Source organism: Janibacter indicus (assembly GCF_900176385.1).
Classification (GTDB): Bacteria; Actinomycetota; Actinomycetes; order Actinomycetales; family Dermatophilaceae; genus Janibacter; species Janibacter indicus.
The window spans coordinates 19,096-32,635 of record NZ_FWXN01000013.1 but is presented as its reverse complement, the minus strand read 5'-3'; the positions used below and the strand labels follow the sequence as shown (position 1 = coordinate 32,635).

14 protein-coding genes and 6 tRNA genes are annotated in these 13,540 nt (G+C 71.5%); 6 read left to right on the top strand and 14 right to left on the bottom strand.

All coding sequences use genetic code 11. The features are described 5' to 3' along the window. The first annotated feature begins 57 nt into the window (after positions 1 to 57). On the top strand, positions 58 to 693 hold the full coding sequence (locus tag B9B60_RS15145) for a DNA-3-methyladenine glycosylase I (RefSeq protein ID WP_084452704.1): 636 nt from the start codon (positions 58 to 60) through the stop codon (positions 691 to 693). A gap of 56 nt (positions 694 to 749) precedes the next feature. Here the strand turns inward: B9B60_RS15145 and B9B60_RS15140 are convergent. From B9B60_RS15140 to B9B60_RS15120, 5 genes are all read right to left on the bottom strand, one after another. After that, positions 750 to 826: transfer RNA gene (locus B9B60_RS15140), tRNA-Val, on the bottom strand. A gap of 151 nt (positions 827 to 977) precedes the next feature. Next, positions 978 to 1,454 (bottom strand): PGPGW domain-containing protein, encoded by a 477-nt coding sequence (locus B9B60_RS15135; protein WP_159451228.1) that lies wholly within the window; start codon positions 1,452 to 1,454, stop codon positions 978 to 980. Positions 1,455 to 1,549: 95 nt separating this feature from the next. After that, positions 1,550 to 2,398 (bottom strand): aminotransferase class IV, encoded by an 849-nt coding sequence (locus B9B60_RS15130; RefSeq protein WP_084452700.1) that lies wholly within the window; start codon positions 2,396 to 2,398, stop codon positions 1,550 to 1,552. Then, entirely contained in the window at positions 2,395 to 3,417 is a 1,023-nt protein-coding gene (locus B9B60_RS15125) for a chorismate-binding protein (RefSeq protein ID WP_084452698.1), read from the bottom strand. Before B9B60_RS15125 ends, B9B60_RS15130 begins: the two co-directional genes overlap by 4 nt. Before the next feature lie 21 nt (positions 3,418 to 3,438). Beyond that, complete coding sequence (locus B9B60_RS15120; protein ID WP_084452696.1) at positions 3,439 to 3,843, bottom strand: MmcQ/YjbR family DNA-binding protein; 405 nt, start codon at positions 3,841 to 3,843, stop codon at positions 3,439 to 3,441. A 247-nt stretch (positions 3,844 to 4,090) separates the two neighbouring features. Between B9B60_RS15120 and B9B60_RS15115 the strand changes: the two genes are divergently transcribed. Beyond that, complete coding sequence (locus B9B60_RS15115) at positions 4,091 to 4,945, top strand: helix-turn-helix domain-containing protein (protein WP_159451227.1); 855 nt, start codon at positions 4,091 to 4,093, stop codon at positions 4,943 to 4,945. A 45-nt stretch (positions 4,946 to 4,990) separates the two neighbouring features. Here the strand turns inward: B9B60_RS15115 and B9B60_RS15110 are convergent, their stop codons facing one another. The 6 genes from B9B60_RS15110 to B9B60_RS15085 all read right to left on the bottom strand — a co-directional run bounded on the left by B9B60_RS15110 (position 4,991) and on the right by B9B60_RS15085 (position 6,335). Then, positions 4,991 to 5,530 (bottom strand): PH domain-containing protein, encoded by a 540-nt coding sequence (locus B9B60_RS15110; protein WP_072624483.1) that lies wholly within the window; start codon positions 5,528 to 5,530, stop codon positions 4,991 to 4,993. 197 nt (positions 5,531 to 5,727) lie between these two features. Further along, positions 5,728 to 5,802: transfer RNA gene (locus B9B60_RS15105), tRNA-Val, on the bottom strand. Between the two features lie 26 nt (positions 5,803 to 5,828). Then, positions 5,829 to 5,899, bottom strand: a tRNA-Cys gene (locus tag B9B60_RS15100). A gap of 25 nt (positions 5,900 to 5,924) precedes the next feature. Further along, a tRNA-Gly gene (locus B9B60_RS15095) sits at positions 5,925 to 5,997 on the bottom strand. 162 nt (positions 5,998 to 6,159) lie between these two features. Further along, positions 6,160 to 6,231, bottom strand: a tRNA-Val gene (locus tag B9B60_RS15090). A 31-nt stretch (positions 6,232 to 6,262) separates the two neighbouring features. Further along, a tRNA-Gly gene (locus tag B9B60_RS15085) sits at positions 6,263 to 6,335 on the bottom strand. 121 nt (positions 6,336 to 6,456) lie between these two features. Here B9B60_RS15085 and B9B60_RS15080 point away from each other — a divergent pair. After that, positions 6,457 to 8,130: an acyl-CoA dehydrogenase family protein gene (locus tag B9B60_RS15080; RefSeq protein WP_084452692.1), complete on the top strand. Its 1,674-nt coding sequence runs from the start codon at positions 6,457 to 6,459 to the stop codon at positions 8,128 to 8,130. Between the two features lie 57 nt (positions 8,131 to 8,187). Here B9B60_RS15080 and B9B60_RS15075 read toward each other — a convergent pair whose 3' ends face one another. Further along, positions 8,188 to 9,057 carry a polyphosphate kinase 2 family protein gene (locus tag B9B60_RS15075; RefSeq protein ID WP_084452690.1) on the bottom strand — a complete coding sequence of 290 codons (870 nt, stop codon included), beginning with the start codon at positions 9,055 to 9,057 and terminating at the stop codon, positions 8,188 to 8,190. Between the two features lie 46 nt (positions 9,058 to 9,103). Between B9B60_RS15075 and B9B60_RS15070 the strand changes: the two genes are divergently transcribed. Beyond that, positions 9,104 to 9,781: a dihydrofolate reductase family protein gene (locus B9B60_RS15070; protein WP_084452688.1), complete on the top strand. Its 678-nt coding sequence runs from the start codon at positions 9,104 to 9,106 to the stop codon at positions 9,779 to 9,781. 6 nt (positions 9,782 to 9,787) lie between these two features. On the opposite strand, the gene B9B60_RS15065 is transcribed toward B9B60_RS15070, so the two are convergent. Continuing rightward, positions 9,788 to 10,948 (bottom strand): alpha/beta hydrolase family protein, encoded by a 1,161-nt coding sequence (locus tag B9B60_RS15065; RefSeq protein WP_084452686.1) that lies wholly within the window; start codon positions 10,946 to 10,948, stop codon positions 9,788 to 9,790. Positions 10,949 to 10,994: 46 nt separating this feature from the next. Between B9B60_RS15065 and B9B60_RS15060 the strand changes: the two genes are divergently transcribed. Both B9B60_RS15060 and B9B60_RS15055 read left to right on the top strand, forming a co-directional pair. Continuing rightward, complete coding sequence (locus B9B60_RS15060) at positions 10,995 to 12,053, top strand: ATP-dependent DNA ligase (protein ID WP_084452684.1); 1,059 nt, start codon at positions 10,995 to 10,997, stop codon at positions 12,051 to 12,053. Positions 12,054 to 12,147: 94 nt separating this feature from the next. Beyond that, the gene (locus tag B9B60_RS15055; protein ID WP_084452682.1) at positions 12,148 to 12,426 is read left to right on the top strand and encodes a hypothetical protein; all 279 of its coding nucleotides are present in this window, start codon (positions 12,148 to 12,150) and stop codon (positions 12,424 to 12,426) included. A 9-nt stretch (positions 12,427 to 12,435) separates the two neighbouring features. Here B9B60_RS15055 and B9B60_RS15050 read toward each other — a convergent pair whose 3' ends face one another. Then, positions 12,436 to 13,518 carry a DNA polymerase domain-containing protein gene (locus B9B60_RS15050; RefSeq protein WP_084452680.1) on the bottom strand — a complete coding sequence of 361 codons (1,083 nt, stop codon included), beginning with the start codon at positions 13,516 to 13,518 and terminating at the stop codon, positions 12,436 to 12,438. Positions 13,519 to 13,540 lie beyond the last annotated feature (22 nt).

Sequence of the window (13,540 nt, the reverse complement as noted above, 5' to 3'; positions counted from 1 at the left end):
TGAAGCCGGAGCGGTAGACATGGTCGTGCCACCCGATGCCCACCGAAGGACGCACGCGTGAACGCACCCACTCCCACTGACGACTCGAGCGCGGCCGACGACCCCGGCATCGTCGTCGGCGACGACGGTCTGGCCCGCCCGGTCTGGGCGAGCGTCGACCCGATGATGCGCGAGTACTACGACACCGAGTGGGGCATGCCCGTCCGCGACGAGCAGGGCATGTACGAGCGGATCAGCCTCGAGGCCTTCCAGGCCGGCCTGTCGTGGGCGACGATCCTGCGCAAGCGGCCCGCCTTCCGGTCGGCCTTCGACGGCTTCGACCCGGACGTCGTCGCCCGCTACGGGGACGACGACGTCGAGCGGCTCATGGCCGACGCGGGCATCGTGCGCAACCGCGCCAAGATTCACGCCACCATCACCAACGCCCAGGCGACCATCCGGCTGCGGGACAGGGGCGGGCTCGCCCCCTTCGTCTGGTCCTTCCAGCCCTCGGAGACACCGACCCCGCGGACCTTCGACGAAGTCCCGACGAAGTCCGCCGAGTCGCTCGCGCTGTCCAAGGCGCTGCGCACGGAGGGCTTTGCCTTCGTGGGGCCGACGACGATGTACGCGCTGATGGAGGCGGTCGGGATCGTCGACACCCACCTGCTCGGATCGCAGCGGCGTGGCACCTCGGGGGTCTGGTCCGGGTGAGGCGCGGGCACGACGAAGGCCCGAGACCTGCTGGTGCGGGTCTCGGGCCTTCGGGGTGGTGGACGTAAAGGGACTCGAACCCCTGACCTTTCGCGTGTGAAGCGAACGCTCTAACCAACTGAGCTATACGTCCGTGGTGCTCCCCGAGCCAGCGTCCCGGCCGGGCAACCTGAGCAGAGTACCCGGCGGGCTCCCCAAGGTGCCAATCGGCTCTCTTCGCGGGTACCGGCCTTGGGTCTCGAGGCTCGTCGCAGAGCTCCTCACACCTCGACCAACGAGTGGCCTCACTCCAAACCGGGCACCATCACGAGGTACTCCTTGACCAGGTCCGGCGTCCAGTCCGGCACGCCGGTGACGAGCAGCGCGACGTAGAAGCAGAGCCAGCCGAAGGCCGCAGACAGCAACAGCATCGGGATCTTCGCCTTCCACGGCAGCGCCCGCGCGTACTGGTCGAAGGCCTTGACCTCCGCCTTGACGAACTGCGTGACCCGTCGGGCCCAGAGGAACTCCGTGCTCCACAGGAAGAGGCCGATGAAGATCACCGCCCACCCGGGTCCGATGAGCGGCACCATCGGGATGCCGGCGATGATCAGCGCCAAGCCGAGCACCGCGATGACGACGCGGTAGAGCGGCCCGGTGACCGGGTTGGTGCGCAGCGCCCGTCGCCAGCGGATCGGGTCCTCGTGCGCGTCGATCCGGCCGTCCTCGCCGAAGCGGTCGAGCAGCTCCTGGCGCACGATCGCGTGCTGCTCGCGGCGCACGTCACGGTAGGCCCTTCGGGCCCCCGATGCGTCCCTGCCCTGACCAGCCGTCTCGCTGGTCGTGTCCACGTCCCCCGCCATGGTCTCCACTCCGGTCAGGGGTTGATCTCGGTCGCGGACGCCGCGGCCCAGGCCTGCTGGACGCGGGTGGTCACGGGGCCGGGCGCCGGCAGCTCACGCTCGTCGACCCGGTGGACCGGGTGCACGTCGCGGGTGGTGCCGGTGAGGAAGACCTCGTCGCACGTCTCGAGGACGGACATCGGCAGGGCCTCCTCGACGACCTCGATGCCGGCGGCGCGGGCCCACTCGACGGTCAGCTCACGGGTGATGCCTGCCAATGGCGCGCTGCTCAGCGCGGGTGTGCGCACCACGCCGTCGACGACGACGAAGATGTTGCTCCCGGTCGCCTCGCACAGCTCGCCGCGGTTGTTGCCGAAGATCGCCTCCGACGCCCCGCGGGCCTTGGCGTGCGCGAGCGCGATGACGTTGTCGGCGTAGGAGGTCGTCTTGAGCCCCGCCGTCGCGGCCCGCTCGTTGCGGGTCCAGGGCACGGTCGCGACCGCCACGCTGGGGGCGAAGGGGGGAACCTCCGCCGCGGTGACGATGTAGGTCAGTCCGCTGTCGCCCCGGTCAGAGCCGAGCGGCCCCAGCCCGGCGGTCACGGTGTATCGCAGCCGGCCGAAGCCGATCGTGGGGCCGGCCCCGAGCACCGCGGCGACGCCCTGCTCGATGACGTCGCGGTCCGCCGCGGGCAGCCCCAGCCCGGCGAGGGTGCGGTCGAGACGGGCGTAGTGCCGGTCGGCCGCGAACACTTGCCCGTCGACGATCTTGCACGTCTCGAAGGCGCCGTCGCCCACGGTCACCCCGTGGTCGAGAGCTGCCAGCGCCGGCTGGTCCGCCGCGACGAGCGCCCCGTCGACCCAGACGCGTACCTCGTTGCTCATGTCACCACTCTTCCAGATGCCAGCCCGACGAGGACACGGGCCTTGAGCTCGCCCTCACGCCATTCCCCCTCCGGGTCGGATGCCCATGTGATGCCCGCCCCGGTGCCGAAGCGCAGCCGACGCACCCCGTCGGGGTCCGTCGCAGTCCAGAACGTGCGGATCCCCACGGCGAGTTCCCCGCGCGGACCGTCAGGATGATCGGCGTCGACCCAGCCCACCGCACCGCAGTAGGGACCGCGCGGCACCGGCTCGATGTCGGCGATGGCGGTGAGGGCGCTCGACTTCGGGGCCCCGCTCACCGACCCGGGCGGGAAGCTCGCGTCGAGCACCTCCGCCCACGTCGTGCCGGACCGCAGGTCGCCGGCGACATCGCTCACGAAGTGCACCAGCCCGGGGTGCTCCTCCGGCCCGCAGAGCCGCTCGACGACGACGCTGCCGGGAGCACACACGTGCTGCAGGTCATTGCGGACGAGGTCGACGATCATGACGTTCTCCGCGACGTCCTTGGTGAGCATCTGCTCGACCGTCGGCGCGGTCCCCTTGATCGGGCTCGACACGATCCGGTCCCCCGTGCGGGTCAGGTAGCGCTCGGGCGAGGCCGTGACGACGTCGACGCCGGCGGAGGGCACGTGCACGACCCCGGCGAAGGGGGCGGGGTTGCCGGCCGCGAGCCGCGCAGCGAGATCGGGCAGCCGGGCGTCATCGGGCAGCGGCGCCGAGAGCACCGTCGTGAGGTTGACCTGGTAGACCGTGCCGGCCGCGATGCGGCGGCGGACCTCCTCGACCCCTGCGACGTAGGTGGCTCGGTCGAGCGACGGGCTCCAGTCCGTGACCGCCGGCCAGCAGGCCGCGTCACCGGGGGCGCTCCCCCCTTCGTCCCGACGCGCGAAGCGCACGGCGGTCAGCTCGCCCTCAAAGGTCACCACGACGGCCCACCGGCCACGCTCGAGGTCGGCCGGGTCGTGGCTGACCTCGACCGGGTCCCACCACGTCGTCGACCCGAAGCGCGCGAACTCCACGCGACGAGGATAGGCGGCGGGTCAGTCGGCTCCGCGCTCCGCGTCGAGGCGGGTGACGAGCCGCGTGCCGGCGGTGCGCCGGTAGGAGATCTCGAGCAGCTCGGCGACCTCGTCCCAGTCGGTGCCGTCGTCGAGGTCGAGACCGACCCACCCGCTCGGCCCGAGGTAGGCCGGCCGGTAGCAGCGGGGGTCCTGCAGGAGCGCGCGGGCCTCCTCCTCGTCCGGCTGGACGACGAGCGAGGTGCCGTGCTGCTCGTACTGCCCGTCGACCTTGATCGAGCCGCCGTAGTAGGCGAAGACCTTGGTCGTGAAGAAGGCGGGGTGCCCGTGGCTGAACTTTTCGTCGCTGCCGGGCAGTGCGAGGGCCAGCCCGCGGACGCGCGCCAGCAACGGATCGTCGTCGTCGAACATCAGGGGGTGCGCCATGCGCTCCACAGTAGGCATGGCCCTCCTACTCCGTGGCGGTCCGCACAAGCGGCAATCCAGCGGCAACCTTGCCGACATCACTGGAGTCCACCGCGGCCACAGACCTACCGTTGGGTACGCACCAGTACATCGCTCCGGGGGAGATCGTCGAAGGGGGCCGTTCCCGACGCCGGGAGCGGCCCCCTTCGACATGCCGGGGGGTGTGGTCTGCGCCCCACCGGAGCCGCCGCTGGTGCACCCTTGGACCATGAGTCGGGCAGCACGGGGAGGCGCGTGGCTACGTCGGGTCCGCCGCGAGGAGGGCCTGACCCAGGGCGCCCTCAGCGACCGCTCCGGAGTGAGCGTGCGGACCATCCGTGGCCTCGAGCGCGGTGAGATCCTCACCCCGCAGATCGCCACGCTGCAGCAGATCGCCGTCGCGCTCGGCCTCACGCCCCAGGAGCAGACCGAGTTCATGCACGCCTGGGCGACCGAACGGCTCATCACCTTCGAGGACCTGCTCGACCCCGGGCTCAGCGAGCTCGAGCAGATCGACGCCCTGACCCGCCTCTCGCTGGGCGCCTACCGCGTCATCAGCCAGGTGTGGCGCACGAGCGTCGCGGCCAACCGCCGCATCACCCGCACCGGGTGCCACACCTCCATCGCCGCCGTCGAGGACGGCCTCGAGCGGGTCTTCAGCGTCCAGGGCGGCGACGAGACGACGTGCGCGGCGGACATGCGCTTCGTCCCGCTGCTCGGGTGCTCCCTGCTGGGCCGACACGACTTCCCCGACAGCAATGTCGTCGTCTTCGAGGTGGGTCTCCCCCGCCGTCTGGCGAAGGGGGAGATGCACGCCTACGCGTACCAGATCATCGACGAGGTGGCACCGGACGCCGACCTGGGTGACAGCGACGGCTTCGTCTGGGGTCCGCCCCACACGGCCCGGTCGGTCGTCGTGTCGGTGGAGTTCGAGGTCCCACCGGCCGCGATCACGCGGGTCGGGTGCCCACCCGGGGGTCAGCTGGTCCTCGGCGGGGCCGTGACCCTCGACGACGACCGTCGGGCGTCGATCGTCCTCGAGGACGCCGGCCCGGGCGCCTTCGGCTTCACCTGGCAGTGGTGAGCCGGCGAGTAGGTCGGGCCGGCGGGCGCCGGACCCACGGCCCGGTCACCGCCGGCGGCGCGGCTCCGTGGGTGGCCACTCGCCGTCGTCGCTGCCGTCGTCGGCGGAGAAGAGCAGGTTCTGCAGCTCGACCTGCACCCCCTCGACGCGGGGCACGTCGTGCAGCTCCATGCCGGCCTTGTCCGTCGCGTCGGAGATGACGAGCGTGCCGCAGCCGAGCATGCGGTCGAGCACGCTCTTTTCGATGGCGACGTCGTTGATCCGGTAGAGGGGGATGTCGCGCCCCCTCTTGGTCAGCAGGCCGTAGCGGTTGCTCACCCGACGGTTGGTGAAGACATAACGCGTGGAGTTCCACCGCCAGACAGGGACGAGGACCCCCGGCACGGCCAGCGCCAGGGCCACCACGGCGACGCCGAGCACGATCCACGTGCGCTGGTCGCTGTCGCGGGTGAGCACCGCGGCCGCCGCCACGAAGGCGACGAGGAGGACGAGGAGCACCAGGGGTCCGACGAGGGCCTTCCAGTGGGTGCGCAGGTCGAGCCGGATCTCCTCGCCGTCGGCGAGGTGCTTGTCCTTGAGGGCCATGGACGCATCCTGCCACCGCCGACGCGGACGGGGCCGGTTGCGGCTGACGAGGACAGCTCAGCAAGAGGAACTGCCCCTTCGCAAGAGTTTGAAACCCATGCGAAGGGGCAGTTTCTCGGGTCACCCGGAAATCGTGGGGCGCCGTGGCACGACGAAGGCCCCGGACCGCTCTCGCAGTTCGGGGCCTTCGGGGGTGCTGGTGGGCGATACTGGGTTTGAACCAGTGACCTCTTCCGTGTCAAGGAAGCGCGCTACCGCTGCGCCAATCGCCCGGGTCATGCAGCTGACTGCATGGTCGAGGTGGAGACGGGATTTGAACCCGTGTAGACGGCTTTGCAGGCCGTTGCCTCGCCTCTCGGCCACTCCACCACCGAAGGTGGCTATCAACCTTCTGAGCGGATGACCGGGCTCGAACCGGCGACCTCAACCTTGGCAAGGTTGCGCTCTACCAACTGAGCTACATCCGCACGCCCCGCTAGGTCGCGTTGTAACGCGGGGCACGAGGAGAAACATTAACCCATGGACCGCCGACTCTCCCAACCGACCCCCTTCAGCGTGGCGCAGGGCACCGAGCGGGCACGACGAAGGCCCCGGACCGCTCTCGCAGTCCGGGGCCCAAGGACCTCCGGTGGGCGATACTGGGTTTGAACCAGTGACCTCTTCCGTGTCAAGGAAGCGCGCTACCGCTGCGCCAATCGCCCGGGGACGGCGCCACCGGGGTGGCGCCATCAGAGCGGATGACCGGGCTCGAACCGGCGACCTCAACCTTGGCAAGGTTGCGCTCTACCAACTGAGCTACATCCGCACTCGCGGTCGGCATCGCTGCTGACCGCGCTGGGCGAGATTAGCCCACCTCGGGCACAGATTCCAAACCGAGGGTCCGGACCTCCCCTCGCCACCCTCGCGCGGGGTCGTATCGTGCGGTCATGCCGACGCACGAGGTCACCAACCAGGTCCCGCCCTACGGGGGTCACGACGTCTTCGCGAGCGATCCCGTCGTCGCACAGGGCGTCGATCGCTGGGTCCCCGACGAGCACCTTGCCGTGACCACCAGCGAGCTGTCCGCGCTCGGCCGACTCGCCGGATCCGACGAGGCCGCCGAGCTGGCCGACCGCGCCCAGCGCAACATCCCCCGCCTCGTGACCCACGATCGCTGGGGCCACCGCATCGACGAGGTCGAGTTCGACCCCGCGTGGCACGCCCTCATGGGGCACGCAGCGGCGGCCGGCCTGACGGCGGTCCCGTGGACCCAACCGTCCGGCAGCGGGGCGCACGTGACCCGCGCCGCGGCCTTCCTCACGTGGAGTCAGGTCGAGCCGGGGCACATCTGCCCGATCACCATGACCAACGCCGCGGTCCCCGCCCTTCGCCACTCCCCCGAGCTGGCCGACCGGTGGACGCCCAAGCTCGCCTCCCGCGACTACGACTTCGGCCTGCGCGAGGTGGGCACCAAGGCGGGCGCCATCGCCGGCATGGGCATGACCGAGAAGCAGGGCGGCTCCGACGTCCGGGCCAACTCCACCCTCGCCGTGCGCACCCCCGGTGGTCCGCTGACCGGCGAGACCTACCGGCTCACCGGGCACAAGTGGTTCTGCTCCGCACCGATGAGCGATGTCTTCCTCGTCCTGGCCAAGACCGCCGAGGACGCTCCGCCGAGCTGCTTCCTCGTGCCGCGGGTGCTCGAGGACGGCACGCGCAACCCCTTCGCCCTGCAGCGCCTGAAGGACAAGCTCGGCGACCGGTCCAATGCCTCCTCGGAGATCGAGCTCGACGGCACCTGGGGCGCGCTCGTCGGCGAGGAGGGGCGCGGGGTGCGCACGATCATCGACATGGTCTCGGCCACCCGGCTCGACTGCGTGCTCGGCTCCGCCGGCACCATGCGCGCGGCGCTGACGCGGGCGGTCCACCACACCCGGCACCGTCGGGCCTTCGGGGTGTTGCTCGTCGACCAGCCGCTCATGCGCAACGTGCTCACCGACCTCGCGCTCGAGTCGGAGGCGGCCACCCTCCTCGGGCTGCGACTCGCCCACGCCCTCGACGAGGACGACACCGAGCTGACCCGGCTCGGCGTCGCGGTCGGCAAGTACTGGGTCTGCAAGCGGACCTCCCCCTTCGTCGCGGAGGCCCTGGAGTGCCTCGGTGGCAACGGCTACGTCGAGGACCACGGCATGGCCCGGCTCTACCGGCAGGCGCCGCTCAACTCGATCTGGGAGGGCTCGGGCAATGTCAACGCCCTCGACGTCCTGCGCGCGATCTCCCGCGAGCCCGCGTCCCTCATGGCGCTGCTCAAGGAGGCCTCCGTCGCCCGCGGGCACCTCGCCGCGCTGGACACCGCGCTCGACGACCTCGAGCGCGACTGCGCCGGGCTCGCCTCTCTCGACGGGGTCGAGGTCGCCGCGGGCGCCCGACGGCTCGTCGAGCGGCTGGCGGTCACCCTGCAGGCGAGCCTGATGGTGCGGCACTCCCCCGCCGAGCTCGCCGAGGCCTTCGTGGCCTCACGCCTCGACGGCCGCCGCGGCGAGAGCTTCGGCACGCTCGACGCCGGCCTGGTGACCGCAGCCGGCGCCACGGCCATCGAGCGGGCCACGGTCACCGCCTGAGGCGCTGGACCCTGTGTCCGGTCTGCATTGCCGTAGGGCAATGCAGACCGGGGGGTGTCAGGACTTCTTGAGCCGCTTCAGCTCGGCCGCGACGTCGAAGTCGGCCACGGGCCACTGCGGGTCGAGCTGCTCGAGGTGCTCCTTGAGCAGCTGCATCACTGCCAGCCGCGCAAACCACTTGCGGTCTGCGGGCACGACGTACCAGGGCGCGACGTCGGTCGAGCACTTGTCGATGACGGCCTGGTAGGCCTCCTGGTAGTCGGCCCAGTGCTCACGCTCGTCGATGTCGCCGGGGTTGAACTTCCAGTGCTTGTCGGGACGCTCGAGGCGCTCGGTGAGTCGCGACTTCTGCTCGTCCTTGCTGATGTGGAGCATGACCTTGATGATCGTCGTGCCCTTGTCGGCGACGCTCTCCTCGAAGGTGTTGATCTGCCCGTAGCGGCGCGACCACTGGGCCCGCGGGACGAAGTCGTGCACGCGCACGATGAGCACGTCCTCGTAGTGGCTGCGGTCGAAGACGCCGATCATGCCGGGCTCGGGCAGCGCCTTGCGGATGCGCCAGAGGAAGGGGTGCTTGCGCTCCTCGGCAGTCGGCGCCTTGAAGCTGGTGATGTCGACGCCCTGGGGGTCGACCGCGCCGACGACGTGCCGCATGATCCCGCCCTTGCCGGCGGTGTCCATCCCCTGCACGACGAGCAGGACGCTGCGAACGCCGCCCCCCTTGGACTCGGCGAAGAGCCGCTCCTGCAAGTCGGACACGACGTCGGTCAGCTCGGCGAGGGCCGCCTGCCCGGCCTCCTTGTCCCCGTCGAAGCCCGGCGTGCTGCGCGGGTCGATCGACGCGAGGTCCGTGCCGGGGTCGGCGCGCAGGGCCTCGCTGAAGGACGCGGCAGACGACTTCTTGGCTGACTTCTTGTCCTTGGCCATTACCGCATCATGTCAGCACCGCGGCTACTGGGGCAGACTCGACGCCATGCGGATCCTCAGCGCGGACGCCCCCGCGGCCGATGTCACCCCCGGCTCCCCCGTCGACGACGACCTGCTCGACCGGCTCTACGCCCACCCCGGCCCCCTGCTGCGGTTGAACTTCGTCAGCACCCTCGACGGCGCCGCCACCGGCCCCGACGGACTGTCGGGCTCGATCAACTCCCCCGCCGACCACCGGGCCTTCACCGCGATGCGACGCGCCGCCGACGTCGTGGTGGTCGGTGCCGGCACCGCCCGAGCCGAGGGCTACGGGTCGGCGGGGCTGCCCCTCGTGGTCGTCTCGCGCCGGGGCGTGCTCCCCGAGACCCTGCGCGGCGCCGAGCGGGTCGTCCTGGCGACGACCCGCGCCTCCGGCATGGACGAAGGGGAGGACCGCTGGCTGTGCGGGGACGAGACGGTGGACCTGGCGCAGGTCCTCGAGCGCGCCCGCTCCGCCTTCGGGCCCCACGTGCTGTGCGAAGGCGGCCCCTCGCTCGCCGCGGACCTGGCCGCGGCCGGCCTCGTCGACGAGCTCGGGCTGACGTGGACTCCCCGTCTGGTCGGTGGCCACCGGGTGGAGCACCCGCGCATCCTCGACGGCGACGGGCTCTCCCTTCGCCTGACGTCGCGGCACCTGCTCGAGGAGGACGGGACGCTCCTCGGCCTGTGGCGCCTGACGCGCTGACCGGGTCTAGCGCACGAAGTCCACGACCGTGTCGGTCCACCGTCGCGGGTCGACGTTCCACTCCTTGCAGTGGCGAGCCAGCGACCACGGGACGAAGGTCACCAGGTCGGGGCGGGCCGCGGCGAGCGCCTCGCTCGGGCCGACGGGCACGAACTCGTCGTCGCGCGAGTGGATGAGCAGGATCTGGTGCTGCAGCTCGTCGGCCCGCTTGACCCAGTTGGTGCGAGCGACGTCGACGCTCTCGGAGACCCCGACGAGCCGGCGGGCCCAGTGCTGGCCCATGAGGGCGCTGCCGAGGTGCGAGACGGGCGCCGGGACCCGGTGCAGCTCGGCGTGGTGGCGCAGCACGTCGCCCCAGTCGACGACCGGGCCGTCGAGCACCGCCCGTGACACGTCGGCTGCCAGCGGCGACCGGTCGAGGAACTGCAGGACGATCGCCCCGCCCATGGACCAGCCGACGAGGACGATCTCGCGGGCGCCGCGGGCGAGCGCCAGACGGACGGCGTCCTCGATGTCGCGCCACTCCGACAGGCCGAGGTTGTAGCGGCCGTCGGGGCCGCGGGGGGCATCTCCGTCGTTGCGGTAGCTGGGCACGAGGCAGGTCAGGCCGGCGGCGTGGAGCGCCGGGATGGCGCGCAGCGTCTCGTGGCGACGGGCACCGCGGCCGTGGACGAGCACGGCCCACCGGTCGCCGCTGCCGCCCGGGACGACCCAGGCGGGCATCGGTCCGAGCTGGGCCGGGACGGCGACGTCCTGGGTCTCCAGCCCGAGGTCGGCGCGCGGGTCGCGGCCGTAGTAGTAGCCGTTGAAGCGGGCCGGCCCGGGCTGCAGCACGCCCTCGTCGACTTCGAGCAGCTCGCGGCGCACCCGCTGGCGGCGGTGGTCGACCTCGAGCACGCTGCCGATGCGGGCGTGGCCGCGGCCGCCGTCGAGCCACAGCCCGTAGCGGCCGGGCACGAGCAGGTCGGGGGTGCCGGAGAGGGTGACGCTGTCGGAGTGGATGACGTGGATCTCGGTGTCGTCCGGCCGCACGAGGTCCGGGGTGAGCACCTTGCGGGCGAAGTAGGTGCCGGCGCCGACCCAGACGGACCCGGCACCGACGAGGGCGGATCCCGTGGCGACCGCGCCATAGGTCAGGGCGCGCTCGGCAGCCGTCCGTTGTGTCACGTCGTCATCGTCTCAAATGTCGTGCCCCACGGGCAGAATGTGGTGAGTGACGCCACTTCCCGCTGACCTGCTCCTCGACCCGATGCTCGCCAAGGCTGTCAAGGACGTGCCGGCTGCCGACGCCGTCGAGGGGGGCTACAGCTACGAGCCGAAGTGGGACGGCTTCCGCTGCCTCGTGCGCAAGGACGGCGACGACGTCGAGCTCATCAGCCGCGGCAAGAAGCCCCTGACCCGCTACTTCCCCGAGCTCGTCGCGGCGATCCGCGAGCACCTGCCGGGCAGCGCCGTCGTCGACGGCGAGGTCGTCGTGCGCAGTGGCGAGCCGGGCGCGCAGCGCCTCGACTGGGAGGCGCTGGGTCAGCGGATCCACCCCGCCGAGTCGCGGATCACCAAGCTGTCGCAGGAGACGCCCGCGGAGCTGATCGCCTTCGACCTGCTCGCCGTCGGTGACGAGGACGTGACGGACTCCCCCTTCGCGGAGCGGCGGGAGCGGCTCGAGACGCTCTTCGACGGCATGGCGAAGGGAGCGCCGCTGCACCTCACGCGGGTCACCCGTGACGCCGACGAGGCCCGCGACTGGTTCACCCGCTTCGAGGGGGCCGGGCTCGACGGGGTCGTCGCCAAGGCGCTCGCCTCGCCCTACTCCCCCGGCAAGCGCACGATGCTCAAGATCAAGCACAAGCGCACGGCGGAGGCGGTCGTCACCGGCTATCGCGTGCACAAGTCCGGCCAAGGCGTCGGCTCGCTGCTGCTCGGGCTGTACCAGGACGGGCAGCTCTTCAACGTCGGCGGCATCGCCGCCTTCACCGCGCAGCGCCGGCTCGAGCTCGTCGACGAGCTCGAGCCGCTCGTGCGGCGTGACGCGGAGGGCAACGTCGAGCACGCCGAGACGGACCGGTCCCGGTTCAGCTCGGGCAAGGACGTGAGCTTCGTGCCACTGCGGCCCGAGCGGGTCGTCGAGGTGGCCTTCGACCAGCTCGAGGGGTGGCGCTTCCGGCACACCGTGCAGTTCCTGCGCTGGCGGCCCGACCGCGAGCCCGAGTCGTGCACGCTCGATCAGATCGACCGGGCCGCGGCGTACGACCTGGGCGAGGTCCTCGACTGACGCGGTGACGTCGACGCCTCGGCACGCGACGAAGGCGCGCGCCCGGGGCTGGGCCCGACGTCGTTGCGCGAGCGACCCGGCTAGCCTGCCGAACATGGGGATCACCAAGGACAACCACAACGTCACCGTCGACGGCCGCCCCGTGCGCGTCGTCGGCACCACGGGCCTGGTCAAGGCCACTTGGGAGCTCTTCGAGGGGGACGAGCTGCTCGCCTCCACGACGATGGTCTCGGGCAGCGAAGACCTCGTCGGCACCCTCTCGACCGGCACAGAGGTCACCGCCGCGATCACCCAGTCGATGGTCGGGCCCAGCCGGGTCGTCGTCTCCGCGGCCGGTGAGACGGTGGCGGAGTTCGACGGCTTCGTCGCCTGAGGGGCGCTGCTACTCCTCGACCCGGTTGCCGTCCTCGTCCCAGTGCTCGGCGACCTTCTTGCTCGGCTGCACGCGAGGCGGCTCGCCCGGCATCTTCGGGTAGTCGGGCGGGAAGTTGAGCTCGCCGCCCGGCAGGGTCTCCCACAGGTCGAGGAGCGGCTCGAGCGAGTGGGCCGTGTCGTCCATGTCGGCCCACGGGTCGCCGTCGGCCAGGTGGTCGAGCACGGTCGTGATGTTGTGCTCGGCGGGGTCGGTGACCTCGGCGATCTGCTCCCACGTCATCGGCGTGCTCACGGGTGCACCGGGTCGGGCGCGCAGGCTCCAGGCGCCGGCGATGGTGCGGTCGCGGTTGTTCTGGTTGAAGTCGACGAAGATCCGCTCGCCGCGCTCCTCCTTCCACCAGGCCGTCGTCACCCCGTCGTCACGCCGCTCGAGCTCGCGGCCGAAGCCGATCGCCGCGTGCCGCAGGTCCTCGAAGGACCATCGCGGCTCGATGCGCACGTAGACGTGGATGCCGCGGTTGCCGCTCGTCTTGGGGTAGCCCCGCATGCCGAGGTCCTCGAGGAGCTCGCGCGCGACTCCGGCGACGCGCTGCACGTCGGCGAAGGTCGTGCCCGGCTGCGGGTCGAGGTCGATGCGCAGCTCGTCGGGGTGGTCGACGTCGGGCCGGCGTACCGGCCACGGGTGGAAGGTCAGCGTGCCCATCTGGGCCGCCCACACCAGGGCCGCCGGCTCGCTCGGGCACAGCTCCTCCGCGGTCCGCCCGCTCGGGAAGGTGATGCCGACCGTCTCGATCCACTCGGGCGCTCCCCGGGGCAGCCGCTTCTGGTAGAAACCGTCGGCGTCCTTGTCACGCGGGCCGACGGCCAGCCGCATGCCCTCGCGCCACCCGTCGGGCCAGCGCTCCATCGCCGTGGGGCGCTCGCGGATCTGGCGCATCATCGCCTCACCCACGGCGGCGTAGTACTCGCACACCTGCAGCTTGGTGATCTCGGGGGTGCGGTCGGTGGCCTCGTAGATCACCCGGTCGGGGCTGGAGACGCGCACCTCCCGGTCGCCGGCGGGCACCATGACGGCGGGGGTCTTGGCCATGCGATCAGCGTATGGGCTGCCA